This is a genomic window from Nocardia jejuensis NBRC 103114 (assembly GCF_001613145.1).
GTDB lineage: Bacteria > Actinomycetota > Actinomycetes > Mycobacteriales > Mycobacteriaceae > Nocardia > Nocardia jejuensis.
In genome coordinates this window covers 17,381-33,629 of sequence record NZ_BDBU01000049.1, presented here as the reverse complement: position 1 = coordinate 33,629, position 16,249 = coordinate 17,381, and the positions used below count along the sequence as shown (strand labels likewise).

Sequence of the window (16,249 nt, the reverse complement as noted above, 5' to 3'; positions counted from 1 at the left end):
GACTATGACCAAGCCCGAGGACAACACCCAGAAGCTCGCCCAGGCGCTGCGCGTCTCCCTCAAGGAGACCGAGCGGCTGCGGGCCCGCAATCGCTCCCTCGACGCGGCCCTGCGCGAGCCCATCGCCATCGTGGGCATGGCCTGCCGCTATCCCGGCGGCGTCAACTCTCCCGAGGATCTCTGGCGGCTCGTCTCGGACGGCACCGACGCGACGTCGCGGTTCCCCGCCGATCGCGGCTGGGATATCGACCGTCTCTACGACCCCACCGGTGAGACGCCGAACAGCACGTACACCCGCGAGGGCGGATTCCTGCACTCCGCAGGCGAATTCGATCCCGCCTTCTTCAATATCAGCCCCAACGAGGCCGCGCTGATGGATCCGCAGCAGTTCCTGCTGCTGGAAACATCGTGGGAGGCCTTCGAGCGCGCGGGCGTGGACCCCGGCACCCTGAAGGGCAGCAGGACCGGCGTCTGGGTCGGCATGATGTACCACGACTATCCCGCCAACGCGAACTCGGGATCCATTGCCTCCGGGCGTATTTCGTATGTCTTCGGCCTCGAGGGGCCGTCGGTCACGGTGGACACGGCGTGCTCGTCCTCGCTGGTGGCCATGCATTCGGCGGCCGCCTCGCTGCGGTCGGGGGAGTGCGACCTCGCGCTCGCGGGTGGTGTGGCCGTCATGGCGACACCCGAGACCTTCATCGAGTTCGGTAGGCAGCGTGGCCTGTCGGCGGACGGGCGGTGTAAATCGTTCTCCGACAACGCCGATGGCGTCGGCTGGGCCGAAGGCGCGGGTGTCCTGGTGCTCGAGCGCCTGTCGGACGCCCAGCGCAACGGCCATCGAATCCTCGCGGTCATGGCGGGCTCCGCGGTGAACCAGGACGGCGCGTCCAATGGCCTCACCGCGCCGAACGGCCCGTCCCAGCGCCGGGTGATCCGCCAGGCGCTGACCAATGCCGGAGTGTCCGCGGCCGAGGTGGATGTGGTCGAAGCGCACGGCACGGGAACGACATTGGGTGATCCGATCGAGGCACAGGCTCTGCTTGCGACCTACGGTCAGGATCGTCCCGGGGATCGGCCGTTGTGGCTGGGCTCGCTCAAGTCCAATATCGGTCATGCCCAGGCGGCCGCGGGTGTGGGTGGCGTGATCAAGATGGTCATGGCGATGCGGCACGGTGTGCTGCCCAAGACCCTGCACGTGGATCAGCCCAGTACCAAGGTGGAGTGGACCGATGGCCACGTCCGCCTGTTGACCGAGTCCGTGCCCTGGCCACAGACCGATCGTCCCCGCCGCGCGGGGGTGTCCTCCTTCGGTATCAGCGGCACCAACGCACACGTCATCGTGGAACAGGCCCCCTCGGCCGAAGACGCACCGACACCGGCACCACGGCCAGTTCCGGTCGGCGGCCTGCTGCCCTGGGTCCTGTCTGCCCGGACCGCGGCGGGTCTCGCCGCCCACGCCGCCCGCCTGACGTCCCCTGCGGCCGAACAGGATCCGGCCGACGTCGGCTTCTCCCTGGCGACGACCCGGGCTGTCTTCGAGCACCGCGCCGTGGTCCTCGCCGAGGACCGCGACGGCCTGCTGGCCGGGCTGCGCGCACTCGGCCACACCGGCACCGGTCCGGGACTCGTGACCGGCCGGGTGGTGCCCGGGACCACCGGGATCGTGTTCTCCGGTCAGGGCGCGCAGTGGGCGGGTATGGCCATCGAGCTTCGCGCCGCCTTCCCGGTGTTCGCCGAGTCCTTCGACGAGATCATCGCGGAGCTGGATCCTCAACTGGGGCAAACCGTCTCGCTCGGCACCGCGCTGACCGACGAAACCTTGATCGACCGAACCGTTTTCGCCCAGGCCGCCCTGTTCGCATTCGAGGTCGCACAGTTCCGCCTTCTCGAATCCTGGGGCCTGCGCCCCGGCGTCGTGGCCGGTCACTCCATCGGCGAGATCGCGGCCGCCCACGTCGCCGGTGTGATGTCACTCCGGGACGCGTGTGTCCTGGTGGCCGCCCGGGGCCGCCTCATGCAGGCTCTGCCCGCCGGTGGCGCGATGGTCGCGGTCGCCGCCGGGGAATCGGACGTCCTGCCGTTGCTGTCCGGTGCCACGCAGCTCGCAGCCGTCAACGGTCCCGCTGCCGTGGTGCTGTCGGGTCCCGAGGGCGACATCGCCGCGGTGAGCGAAGCCTGTGCCGAACACGGCTGGCGCACAACCCGTCTGCGTGTCTCGCATGCGTTCCACTCGGCCCTGATGGAGCCGATGCTCGCCGATTTCGCGACCACGATCTCGGGGCTGAGCTTCACTCGTCCGAACCTGCCCCTCGTCTCCACGGTCACCGGCGCCCGGATCGGCGACGAGATGTGCGACCCGGCCTACTGGGTCCGGCAGGTCCGCGACACCGTCCGCTTCGCGGATGCCGTTGTCGCCATGGCGGAGTCGGGTGTCAGCAGATTCGCCGAACTCGGCCCCGCCGCCGCCCTGACGCCGATGATCGCGCACACTGCCGGTGATGTGGCGGCCGTCGCACTGGCACGTCGCGACCACGCCGACGCGCACACGCTGCTGTCCGGGCTGGCCGCCCTGTTCGTGACCGGAGCCGACATCGACTGGGCCGCTCCGTATTCCGGCACCGGATCGCAGGCGATCGACCTGCCCACCTATGCCTTCCAGCGCGAGCGCTTCTGGCTCGACGCCAAGCAGTGGCTGACGCAGTCCTGGTCGGCCGCCGATCTGCGTGGTCTCGGCTCCGCCGGGCTCGACCTCATCGAGCATCCGCTGCTGGGTGCGGTGGTGCCGCATCCGGATTCCGGCGGCGTGAGCTTCACCGGCCGCTGGTCGGTGGACTCGGTGCACTGGCTGGCCGACCACAGCGTGCTGGGCACCGTTCTGCTACCCGGAACAGGGTTCGTCGAACTCGCCGCCTATGTCGGCGACCTGCTCGGCTCTCCGCTGGTGCAGGAGCTCATCCTGCATGCCCCGCTGACCGTGCCCGCCTCGGGCAGCGTCTCGGTACAGGTCGTGGTGACCGCGGCCGACGACTCCGGTCGCCGCCGGCTGACCGTGCACTCGCGCCCGGCGGGGGAGGGGCCGTGGGTTCTGCACACCGACGGCGTGCTCGCGCCCGACGAACCGGTGGTCGCGGTCGATCTCGCCTCCTGGCCTCCGGTCGGCGCGCAGCCGCTCTCGATCGACGATGCCTACGACGAACTGCTCGGCGCGGGCTACGGCTACGGTCCGTCCTTCCGCGGCCTGCGCGCCGCCTGGCAGCGCGGTGAGGAATTGTTCGCCGAGGTCTCCCTGCCGGATACGCAGTCAGGCAAGGGATTCGGCGTGCATCCGGCGCTGTTCGATGCCGCGCTGCACGTCGCGATCGTGCACGCGCTCCGGGGCGGGGCGGCGGGTTTCCCGGCGCTGCCGTTCTCCTGGAACCAGGTGCGGGTGCACACGACCGGCGCCACCACCGTCCGCGTCCGGATCGAACCGCGGGGCGACCGCTTCGCGATCCAGATGGCCGACGACCACGGCCGCCCCGTGCTCTCGGTGGGCTCGCTGGTCTCACGGCCCATATCGGCCGACCGGCTCCCCGGCGACCACACCTCCGAAGCCCTCTTCACAGTGGAATGGGCGACCGCGCGGGCGGTGTCGACGGAGTCGGTCGATCCGGCCCGCGTCGCCACGCTGAGCCCCGGCGGACGCGATCTGGCGTCCCTGATCGCCGACCTCGACTCCACCCCCGAATCGACCGTGCCCGGCCTCGTCCTACTCGAGTGCCCGAGCGCCGACGGCGCTCCGCCGGAATCCGCACGCCGGGTCGTGACCGAAGTTCTCGCCACCGTGCGGAGTTGGCTCGCCGAGCCCCGATTCGCCGACTCGCGACTGGTCGTCCTCACCCGGCACGCGGTGGTCGTCACCGATTCCGATCCCATCGATCTGGCCCATGCGCCGGTATGGGGTCTGCTCCGCGCCGCTCAGGCGGAACACCCGGGCCGATTCCAGCTCTTGGACCTCGACGCTCACGCCGCACCCGGCACCGTCATCGCGGCAGCCGTAGCCGCGGCCGAGGAACCCGAAGCCGCACTGCGCGACGCGACGCTGCTGATTCCCAGGCTGGCCCGTCACGCGCCCGGCGCGGTCACTCGTCCCGCGCTCGAGGGCACCGTGCTGGTCACCGGCGGCACCGGCGGTCTCGGCGCGCTGATCGCCCGCCACCTCGTCACCGAACACGGTGTGCGCCAACTACTCCTGACCTCCCGCCGCGGACCCGACGCCCCCGGAGCGATCGAACTCCAGCTCGAACTGGCCGACCTCGGCGCCTCGGTCACCATCGCCGCCTGCGACGTCTCCGATCGCACACAGCTGGAGTCCCTGCTCGCCACCGTCACCGACGAGCACCCGCTGGCGGGTGTGGTGCACGCCGCCGGCGTCGCAGACAACGGTCTCCTCGAATCGATCACCCCCGACCGGATCGACCGGGTCCTGCGCCCCAAAGCCGATGCCGCATGGCATCTGCACGAACTGACCCTCGACCACCCGCTGACCCTGTTCGCTCTGCTGTCCTCCGCGGGTGGTCTGGTGCTGGCCGCCGGTCAGGCGAACTACGCCGCCGCCAATGTTTTCCTGGACGCCCTCGCGGCCCACCGTCACCGTCTGGGCTTGCCCGCCACCTCCATCGACTACGGACTCTGGGCCCGATCCACCGGCCTGGGCGCCGACCTGTCCGAGGCCGACTTCGATCGGATGCGCAGACAGGGCTTCCCGCCCCTCACCGAGGCCGAGGGCCTGGCCCTGTTCGACGCGGCCATCGCGACCGGTATCGACCGACTCGTCGCGCTGCGTGTCGATCCGGCCGTCCTGCGCACCCGAGGCGAGCAACTCCCGGCTCTGGTGCGCGCACTCGTTCCGGCCGCGCCCCGCCGCGCGTCCCGCACTCCCGCCGCGCAGGCCCTCGCACGGCAACTGTCCGGACTCTCCGAGGCCGACCGCGGCACCGCTCTGCTCGGCCTCGTCCGCTCGATCGCCGCCGAGGTGCTGGGCCACGCCTCCCTCGAGGCCGTCGAACCCGACCAGCCGTTCCAGCAGCTCGGTTTCGACTCGCTCAGCGCCGTCGAGTTCCGCAACCGGATCAATGCCGCGACAGGCCTGGCATTGCCCGCCACCCTGGTTTTCGACCAGCCCAATCCGCAGGTCGTCGCTGACTTCGTCGCCGCCCAGCTGACCGGGACCGGGACGGCTCAGGACCACGCGATCAGCCGGGTCCGCGCCGATGACGAACCGATCGCGGTGGTGGCCATGGGTTGCCGCTTCCCCGGCGGCGTCACCTCGCCGGAGGAACTGTGGAACCTGGTGGCCTCGGGAACCGATGCCACGGGTGACTCCCCGGCCGACCGAGGCTGGGACATCGACGGCATCTACGATCCGGACCCCGGCAAGGCGGGCAAAACCTACGCGCGGCGCGGCGGATTCCTCTACGACGCAGCCGAGTTCGATGCCGAGTTCTTCGGGATCAGTCCCAACGAAGCCCTGATCATGGACCCGCAGCAGCGTCTGCTGCTGGAGATCTCCTGGGAGGCGCTCGAGCGTGCCGGGGTCGACCCGGCGGCGCTGCGCGGCAGCGCGACCGGCGTGTTCACCGGCGTCATGTACCACGACTACGCACAGGGCAAGGCGGCCGGAAGCCTTGTCTCGGGCCGGGTTTCGTACGTCTTCGGCCTGGAGGGCCCCTCGGTCTCCATCGACACGGCCTGCTCGTCCTCCCTCGTGGCGATGCATCTGGCCGCCCAGTCCCTGCGATCCCGCGAATGCGATCTGGCGCTGGCGGGCGGTGTGGCGGTCATGGCCTCGCCCGAGATGTTCCTCGAGTTCAGCCGCCAGCGCGCCCTGGCTCCGGACGGTCGCTGTAAGTCCTTCGCCGATGCGGCAGACGGCGTCGCCTGGGCCGAGGGCGCCGGAGTCCTTGTCCTGGAACGCCTTTCCGATGCCCGCCGCAACGGCCACCAGGTGCTCGCGGTCATCGCCGGTTCCGCGGTCAACCAGGACGGCGCCTCCAACGGCCTGACCGCCCCGAACGGCCCCGCGCAGCGCAAGGTCATCCGCCAGGCCCTGGCCAATGCCGGAGTCACCGCCGCCGAGGTCGACGCCGTGGAAGCCCACGGCACCGGAACGACATTGGGCGACCCGATCGAGGCCCAGGCGCTCCTGGCCACCTACGGTCAGGACCGCGAACCCGGCCGCCCGCTGTGGCTGGGCTCGTTCAAATCCAATATCGGTCACTCGCAGGCCGCGGCCGGTGTGGGCGGCGTGATCAAGATGATCATGGCCATGCGGCACGGCGTGCTCCCGCGCACCCTGCACGTGGATCAGCCCAGCACCAAGGTCGAGTGGACCGACGGCGACATCCGGCTGCTGACCGAGCAGATGCCGTGGCCGCAGGTCGATCGCCCGCGCCGCGCCGGTGTCTCCTCGTTCGGCCTCAGCGGCACCAACGCCCACCTCATCGTCGAGCAGGCTCCGGTGGTCGAATCCGCGGTCGTGCCCGAGACCACCCCTTCCGGCGCGGTGCTGCCGTGGGTGATCTCCGCGCGCGGCGAACAGGCCCTCGCCGACCGAGCCGCGCGCCTGATATCCCATGCCGCCGAGCATGATCCGATCGACATCGGTTTCTCGCTGGCAACGGCCGCGGTGCGATTCGAGCACCGTGCCGTGGTCCTGTCGGCCGAGCGCGAAGGTCTGCTGAACGCCGCGGGAGCACTGAGTCTCGGAGATACCGTCCCGGCCGTGGTGACCGGTCGCGCGACAGCCGGTTCGACGGGCCTGGTGTTCTCCGGCCAGGGTGCGCAGTGGGCAGGGATGGCCACCGCACTCCACGCCGCCCACCCCGTTTTCGCCGAGTCCTTCGACGCGATCGTCGCCGAACTGGATCCTCTTCTCGGGCAAGAGGTGTCGCTGCCCGCCGCCTTGCCCGCCGAGGATCTGATCGACCGGACCGTCTATGCCCAGGCGGGCCTGTTCGCCTTCGAGGTGGCGCTGTACCGCCTGCTCGAGTCCTGGGGCGTGCGCCCCGGGGTGCTCGCCGGTCACTCGATCGGCGAGATCGCCGCGGCCCACGTCGCGGGAGTCATGTCACTGCCCGACGCCTGCGTGCTGGTGGCAGCCCGCGGCCGCCTGATGCAGGCGCTCCCGGCCGGCGGCGCGATGGTCGCGGTCGGCGCGTCGGAATCGCAGGTGCGGCCGCTGTTGCCGGGCGACGTCTCGATCGCCGCGATCAACAGCCCGTCGTCGGTGGTCCTGTCCGGCGCCACCGCCGACATCGACGCCATGATCGACCGCTGTGCCGAGAACGGCTGGCGCACACACCGTCTCCGCGTGTCACACGCGTTCCACTCCGCTCTCATGGATCCCATGCTGACCGAGTTCGCCTCGGTGCTCGCGGGTCTGACCTTCCATCGCCCGGTCCTTCCGCTCGTGTCCACCCTCACCGGCACGCGGGTCGACGATGAGATGAGCGACCCCGGCTACTGGGTCGATCAGGTCCGTGGCACCGTGCGCTTCGCCGACGCCGTCACCACCATGGCCGAGTCGGGCGTGGTGAGATTCGCCGAGATCGGGCCCGACGCCGTCCTCACCCCGATGATCGCCCACACCCTCGACATCGGATCAACGCCGGTGGCATCGGCGGCAATCGCGCTGGCCCGCAAGGCGAACGCCGATTCGACCTCGGTGTCGACCGGTGTGGCCGCCCTGTTCGTCTCCGGTGCGGACATCGACTGGCCCGCCCTCTTCGCCGGTACCCGGGCCCGCCGAATCGACCTGCCCACCTACGCGTTCCAGCACCGCCGCTACTGGCTGACCGAAGGACCCGCCGGGGGCGGTGACGCCCGTTCGATGGGCCTGGTGGCCACCGGACACCCCCTCGTCTCGGCGGTGCTCTCCCAACCGGACTCCGACGTGATCTCCGTGAGCGGACGGCTGTCCGTGCAGACCCACCCGTGGCTCGCCGATCACCGCGTGATGGACACCGTGCTGTTTCCCGGCACCGGACTCGTCGAACTCGCCCTGCACGCCGGCGAGCGCGTCGGCTGCGCGGTCCTGGACGAACTGGTGCTGCGCGCGCCCCTGGTCCTGCCGGATTCGGCGGGCGTGGCGGTTCGCGTCGTACTCGGCGGCGACGACGGCGGCGGCCGTCGCGGCGTCCGGATCTTCTCCCGCCCCGACGACGAGGCCGATGATTCCGCGCGCTCCTGGACGCTGAACGCCGAAGGCACCCTCGCCTCCGGATTCGACAGTGCACCGGCGGATCTGACGCAGTGGCCGCCCGCCGGTGCGACGCCGGTCGACATCGACGACGCCTATGACTCGCTCGATGCGCAGGGGTATCACTACGGCCCGGTGTTCCAGGCTCTCTCGCGGGTGTGGCGCACACCCGAGGCCGTTTACGCCGAGGTCGAGCTCCCGGAGCATTCCCGTTCCGAGGCAGAACGTTTCGGCCTGCACCCCGCGCTGCTCGACGCCGCCCTGCACGCCCTGCGTTTCGCCGACGAACAGCCTGCCGAGCGCGCCGAGCTGGCCCTGCCGTTCGAATGGTCCGGCGTCACCGTGCACGCCGCCGGCGCCGACGCCCTGCGCGTGCGACTCACCCGCAGAGGCGAACGCGGCGTCTCCCTCGACCTCGCGGACCCCACCGGCGCACCGGTGGCGACGGTGCGCCATCTGGCCTCGCGCCCGATCGATCCGGCTCAGCTCGCCGCGAGCACCCCCATCGCCCGAACTGCCCTGTTCCACGTTTCGTGGACCCCGCTGACCGTTGCCGAGAGTGAGATCACCACGGCCGCATGGGCGGAACCGGGGGAGCAGCCGGCTCCGCGGGCGGTGATCCTGTCGCCGCCCGCGGGTAACGACTCCGCCACCGTGCACGCCGCCACGCAGGAGGTACTCCAGGTCCTGCAGTCCTTCACCAGCCGGGAACAGTTCGCGGAATCGGTCCTGGTGATCCGCACCAGCGGCGCGGTATCGGTGGCGGGCGAGGACCTCACGAACCTGGCCGGTGCGGCGGTGTGCGGTCTGGCACGTTCGGCCCAGGCCGAATTCCCCGGCCGAATCCTGCTGCTGGACAGCGATTCCGATGCGGACGTACCGCTCGGAGGAATCATCGCCGCGGGTGAGCCCCAGGCGGCCGTCCGGCACGGTCAGGTACACATCGCCCGGCTCGCTCGCGCCGACTCGCTCGCGGCGAGCGCCGAAACACTCTCGGCTACAGCCTCGTTCGGTCCCGAGGACACCGTTCTGATCACCGGAGCCAGTGGCCTGCTCGGCGGCCTGTTCGCCCGGCACCTGGTGGCCTCGCACGGCGTGCGCCACCTGGTGCTGCTGAGCCGTCGCGGCGACTCCACCCCCGAGTCCGCCGAATTGGGTTCGCAATTGCGGCAATTGGGCGCGGAGGTCGAGTTCGACGCCTGCGACGTGGCAGATCGTGACGCCCTCACCCGAGTGCTGAGCGACATCCCCGCCGCGCGCCCCCTCGCCGGGGTGTTCCACCTGGCCGGTGTCCTGGACGACGGCGCCATCGCATCGCTCACCCCCGAGCGCATGGACACGGTCCTGCGCCCCAAGGTCGACGCCGCCCTGCATCTGCACGAGCTGACCGCCGACCTGCCGCTGAAAGCCTTCGTGCTCTTCAGTTCCGCGGCCGGGGCGTTGGGCAATGCCGGTCAGGGCAACTACGCCGCCGCCAACTCCTGCCTGGACGCTCTCGCGGCCCACCGCAGGACCTCGGGCCGCCCCGCTCAGTCCTTCGCCTGGGGACTCTGGGACGGCGGCATGGCCGGCGAACTCGGCGAGATCGAACGCCGCCGCATGTCCCGTTCCGGTCTGCTGCCGCTGTCCGCCGATCAGGGCCTGGCCCTGTTCGACGCCGCGACCCGCACCGACGCGGCCACCCTCGTCCTGGCCCGGCTGGATCTGGACACCATGCGCGGAGCCGGAATCCCGGTGCCGCCCTTGTTCACCGGCCTGATCCCCGCTCGCCGCAAGGCAGCATCCGCGGCCGCCACCGCACTGCGCAGCCGTCTCACCGACACCCCCGGGCATGAACGCCTCGGCATTCTGGTCGAGATCGTGCGCGCTCAGGCCGCGGCGATTCTGGGCCATCAGGACGCGAACGCCATCGCCGCCGACAAGGCCTTCAGCGAACTCGGCTTCGACTCGATCAGCGCCGTCGAGTTCCGCAATGCCCTCGACACCGCCACCGGTCTGCGACTGCCCGCGACCCTGGTCTTCGACTATCCGACTCCGCAGGCACTGGCGGAATACCTGGCCGACGAATTCACCGGCGTCAACCGCGATGTCGCGGTCACCGCGACCCGATCCGCCGGTGACGATCCGATAGCCGTGGTGGGCATGGCCTGCCGCTACCCCGGCGGGGTCACATCTGCGGAGGATCTCTGGGAACTCGTGCGCCTGGGCACCGACGCGGTATCCGGGCTGCCCGTCGACCGAGGCTGGGACATCAACGGCATCTACGACCCCGAACCGGGCCGCGCGGGCAAGTCCTACACCCGCGAAGGCGGATTCCTGCACACCGCGGCCGATTTCGACGCCGACTTCTTCGGCATCGGCCCCAACGAAGCCACCATGATGGACCCGCAGCAGCGTCAGCTGCTCGAAACCACCTGGGAGGCACTGGAACGCGCCGGACTCGATCCCGCGTCGCTGCGCGGCAGCGCGACCGGCGTATTCACCGGCGTGATGTACCACGACTACGCCCAGGGCGCCGGGGTCGGCGCGACCGGCAGCCTGGTCTCCGGCCGCATCGCGTACACACTCGGCCTGGAAGGTCCCGCGGTGTCGGTGGACACGGCCTGCTCGTCGTCGCTGGTGGCCATGCATCTGGCCGCGCAGTCCCTGCGCTCGGGGGAGTCCGACCTGGCGCTGGCCGGTGGCGTAGCCGTCATGGCGACACCGGAGACCTTCGTGGAATTCAGCCGCCAGCGCGGCCTGTCACCGGATGGCCGGTGTAAATCGTTCTCCGACAACGCCGATGGCGTCGGCTGGGCCGAGGGCGCGGGCGTGCTCGTGCTCGAGCGTCTGTCGGACGCCCAGCGCAACGGGCACCGGGTGCTGGCGGTGCTCGCCGGTTCCGCGGTGAATCAGGACGGCGCCTCCAACGGTCTGACCGCCCCCAACGGCCCCGCGCAACGCCGCGTCATCCGGCAGGCGCTGGCCAACGCGGGCGTGGTCGCGGCCGAGGTGGACGCGGTCGAAGCCCACGGCACCGGAACGACACTGGGTGATCCCATCGAGGCGCAAGCCCTCCTGGCCACCTATGGCCAGGGCCGCGCGGCGGATCGGCCGCTGTGGCTCGGCTCGCTCAAATCCAATATCGGCCACGCTCAAGCCGCCGCGGGCGTGGGCGGCGTGATCAAGATGATCATGGCCATGCGCCACGGGGTGCTGCCGCGCACCCTGCACGTGGATCAGCCGAGCACCAAGGTCGAGTGGACCGACGGCAACGTCCAGTTGCTGACCGAGTCGGTGGCCTGGCCGCAGGTCGATCGCCCCCGTCGCGCCGGTGTCTCCTCCTTCGGCATCAGCGGCACCAACGCGCACGTCATCATCGAGCAGGCCCCGCAACCGGTTCCGGTCGCCGGGACCACGACAGCTCCGGCCGGGAACATCCTGCCCTGGGTGATTTCCGCACGGCACGGCACGGCGCTGGCCGGGCAGGCGGAACGCCTGACACGTCATGCCGCCGAACACGATCCGATCGACATCGGCTTCTCCCTGGCCGCGACCCGTGCGGTATTCGAGCACCGCGCGGTGGTGCTGGCCTCGGATCCCGCCGATCTGCGCACGAGAGTAGAGGCACTCGCCTCGGGTGCGCAGACCCCCGGCGTCGTGACCGGGCGCGCGGTGACGGGCTCGACGGGCATGGTGTTCTCCGGTCAGGGCGCACAGTGGTCCGGCATGGCCACCGAGCTGCACACCGCCTACCCGGTGTTCGCCGAAGCCTTCGACGCGATCGTCGCCGAGCTGGATCCCCTCCTCGGACACCAGGTGTCGTTGGCCGAGGCGCTGCACTCGGAGGACCTCATCGACGCGACGGTGTTCGCCCAGGCGAGCCTGTTCGCCTTCGAGGTGGCGCTGTTCCGCCTCGTCGAATCCTGGGGCGTCCGTGCCGATGTCGTCGCCGGTCACTCGATCGGCGAAATAGCCGCGGCCCATGTCGCCGGGGTCATGTCCCTGCGCGACGCCTGTGTGCTCGTCGCCGCGCGCGGCCGCCTGATGCAGGCCTTGCCCACCGCGGGAGCAATGGTCGCGGTGGGCGCCTCGGAGGCGGATATCGCACCCCTGCTGTCCGGTGACGTCTCGATCGCCGCCGTCAACGGCCCGTTCTCGGTGGTCCTGTCCGGCACCGAGGCCGATATCGCACCGATTCTCGATCGATGCGTCGAAAACAGCTGGCGCACACATCGACTGCGCGTCTCACACGCGTTCCACTCCGCGCTCATGGACCCGATGCTCGCCGAATTCGCCACGGCCATAGCGGGCCTGGCCTTCGGCCGTCCGCATATCGCACTGGTCTCCACCGTGACCGGGACACGGGTCGAGGACGAGATGTCCGATCCGGCCTACTGGGTGAACCAGGTTCGCGGCGCCGTCCGCTTCGCCGACGCCGTCACCACCATGGCCTCCCTGGGCGTCGTCCGCGTCGCCGAGGTAGGCCCCGATGCCGTCCTGACCCCGATGGTCGCCCAGACTCTCGATCCGGCGACCACCGTCCCGCTCGCCAAGCGGCACAGCGCCGACCCCGTGACCCTGCTGACCGCGCTGGCCCGCCTGCACGTCACCGGTGCGCAGGTGGACTGGCCCGGCTACTACACCGGCACCGGTGCCGCCCGGATCGATCTGCCCACCTACGACTTCCAGCACCGTCGCTTCTGGACCACCGGCCCGCTCCACACCGGCGAAGCCTTCACCCTGGGCCTGCGCTCCACCGAGCACCCGCTGCTCGGAGCGGCGGTCCCGCAGCCGGAGACCGGGGGCATCCGATTCACCGGCCGCCTCGGAACGACCACGCATCCATGGCTGGCCGATCACGATGTGCTGGGCACCGTCCTGCTGCCCGGCACCGGTTTCGTCGAACTGGCCGTCTACGCCGGAACCCAGGTCGACTGCGCGGAATTGGAGGAACTCACCCTCCTGGCCCCGCTGATCCTGCGGGGGCATACCGGAGTGCAACTCCAGGTGATCGTCGGTGAGGCCGACGACACCGGTCGCCGCACGCTCGACATCTACTCGAGCGGAGACGGCGAGGATCCCTCCCTCCCATGGACGCACCACGCCATCGGCGCGGTACGCCCGAGCACCGACGACGAGTTCACCACCTGGACCGACTTCGCCGACTGGCCACCGGCGGGGGCCACGGCCATCGGCATCGACGGTGCGTACGACACACTCGCCGACCAGGGCTACCACTACGGCCCTGCCTTCCAAGGACTTTCGGCTCTGTGGCGGCGCGAGGGCGACCTCTACGCCGAGATCGCCCTGCCCGAACAGGTCTCCGCCCAGGGCTACGGCGTCCATCCGGCACTGCTGGACGCCGCCATGCACGCCCTGTCCTTCGGCGCACCGCTCACCGACGACGGCGCCGACCGCCCGACACTGGTCCCGTTCGCCTGGTCCTCGGTCCGCGTGCACGCCGACGGCGCGCGCCGAGTCCGGGTCCGCCTGACCTGGGTGGACGGCGCGCTCACCCTGGCGATGACCGACGCCGCCGGTGGACCACTGCTGTCGGTGCGGTCGCTGGCCGTCCGTCCGATGTCCCGCGAGCTGCTCACCGCCGCAACCCGATCCGCACCCGACGCGCTGTACGAACTCAGCTGGCGTCCGGGTCCCGAGCCGCGCTCGGGCAACATCGCCTGGGCGGAGTGGGGCACCGCGGACCCCGCACCGCTGCTGCTGTTCCGCCCCCCGGTCACGGGCGCCGATGTGCCCGCCGCACTGCGCGACGCCCTGCACGGCACGCTCGCGGTGCTGCACGAGTTCCTGCGCGAACAGGCTTATGCCGCAAGCACTCTCGCGGTGGTCACCGACAGCGCCGACGACCCGGCCGCCGCCGCGGTGTGGGGTCTGGTCCGCGCGGCACAGGCGGAGAACCCCGGTCGCGTCGTCCTGCTCCAGGCTCCCGCCGCGATCGCGTCCGAACGCCTTGCCGCCGTGGCGATCACCGGCGAACCGGAACTGGCCGTCGACACCGAGGGAACCCGGGTCCCCCGGCTCGTGCGCGCCGTAGCACCCGAGCACGACCTGCCGAGCCCCTGGGATCCGGACCGCACCGTCCTCATCACCGGCGGCACCGGCGGAATCGGCCGCATTCTGGCCGAACACCTGGTCACCCACCACGGCGTCCGTCACCTGCTGCTCGTCGGCCGCCGCGATCCCGCCACCCTCACAGACTTCACCGGTGACCTGGAAACCCTGGGGGCCCAGGTCCGAGTCGCTGCCTGCGACGTCGCGGACCGTGCCGCCCTGCGGGATCTGCTCGCCTCCATCCCCGCGGACCACCCGCTGGGCGCGATCGTCCACGTGGCGGGCGTCGCCCACAACGGCCTCGTGGAATCGCTGACCCCCGACCAGATCGACTACTCCCTGGCCGCCAAGGCCGACTCCGCCTGGCACCTGCACGAACTCACCCGCGACCTGGATCTGTCGGCCTTCGTGCTGATCTCCTCGGTGGCCGGTCTGATCCTGCCCGCCGGACAGGGCGGGTACGCCGCCGCCAATCTGTTCCTCGACGCTCTGGCGACTCACCGGCACGCCGCCGGCCTGCCCGCCACCTCACTCGCCTACGGTCTGTGGGGCATCGACACCGGGCTCTCGCAGTGGCTCGGCGAGACCGACCGCCGGCGCCTGCGCCGTCAAGGCTTCCCGCCGCTGTCCGCGGCCGAGGCGCTCGAACTGTTCGACGCCGCGGTCGTTTCCGATCGCCCGGTATCGGTTCCGGTCGACATCGATCGGACCGCCCTGCGGGCCCGGGACACGGTCCCCGCGCTGCTGCGCGATCTGGTCACGCGCACGGGACGTCGCGGTGGCAGCGCGCAGGATGCCGGAGCGCTGCGCCGCCGCCTGGCGCAACTCTCGGAATCGGAGGCCGAACAGTGGCTCCGCACGCACATCCTGGAGAACGCCGCCAGGCTGCTCGGCCACGACAGCGCCGAATCACTCGATCCCGAACGCGATTTCCTCGAATCCGGTTTCGACTCGCTCGCCGCGATGGAACTGCGCACCGCGCTCAACGCCTCCACCGGCCTGACCCTGCCCACTGCCGCGATCTTCGATCACAAGACACCCGCGGCCCTGGCGCGGTATCTGTGCAAGGAGCTCACCACCGGCGAACCCACCGCGTCCACCGGCGCCGCCATGGACGACTCCCTGTACGGAATGTTCCGTGGTGCGGTACTGAGCGGACAGGCCGCCAAGGGATTCCATCTCCTGCGTGCGGTGGCGGAGCTGCGTGAGGAGTTCGCCACGGCGGCGGAACTCGATCGGCTACCGGTGCCCGCGCGACTCGCGGTCGGCCCCACCCGGCCGCGGATCATCTGCGTCACACCGCCACTGGCCACCGGCGGCGCACACCAGTATGCCCGCGTCGTCTCGCACCTGGGCGCCGACCGCGACGTAATCGCACTGCCGCCAGTGGGTTTCGGTGCGGGGGAGTCGCTGCCGTCGACCCCGGCCGCCGCGCTGCAGGGCTTGGCCCGCTCCGTTCTCGAAGCGGCACAGGGTGATCCGTTCGTCCTGCTCGGCTACTCCTCGGGCGGCCTGCTGGCCTACCTCACCGCCGAGTACCTCGAAGGCGCAGGCGGTCCGACGCCGGAGAGCGTGGTCTTGCTGGACACCTACGAGGTCCACGACGACGGCGAATGGCTGCTGCGCGCGATGGCCGAGCACATGGTCTCGGATCAGGCCACCTTCGGCCGCTTCGATCAGGCCCGGCTCACCGGGATGGGTCGCTACGTGCACCTGCTGCAGCACATGGCGCCCGGATCGGTCGCCGTCCCGACCCTGTTCCTGCAGTGCGCCCGGTCGTTCCTCGGCAGTGACCCGGACCGCGCCGACTGGCAGGCCGAACCCTGGGACCCCGCCCACACCGTCGTATCGGTGGATGCCGACCACTTCACGATCCTGGAGGACCGCTCGGCCGAAGCCGCCGCCGCGATCGAGAACTGGTTGGACCGCTAGCGACACCGACCGGGTGGGCCC

1 protein-coding gene is annotated in these 16,249 nt (G+C 70.8%); it reads left to right on the top strand.

Translation table 11 applies throughout. The annotated features are described in order from the left end of the window. Positions 1 to 4 precede the first annotated feature (4 nt). Positions 5 to 16,228, top strand: coding sequence for a type I polyketide synthase (locus tag NJ1_RS39470; protein WP_067701969.1), 16,224 nt, complete (start codon positions 5 to 7; stop codon positions 16,226 to 16,228). The last annotated feature ends 21 nt before the right edge of the window (positions 16,229 to 16,249 follow it).

Bases quoted from the DNA above. Each gene is read 5' to 3' on its own strand.
- NJ1_RS39470 (WP_067701969.1), top strand. From the start codon at position 5: ATGACCAAGCCCGAGGACAACACCCAGAAGCTCGCCCAGGCGCTGCGC.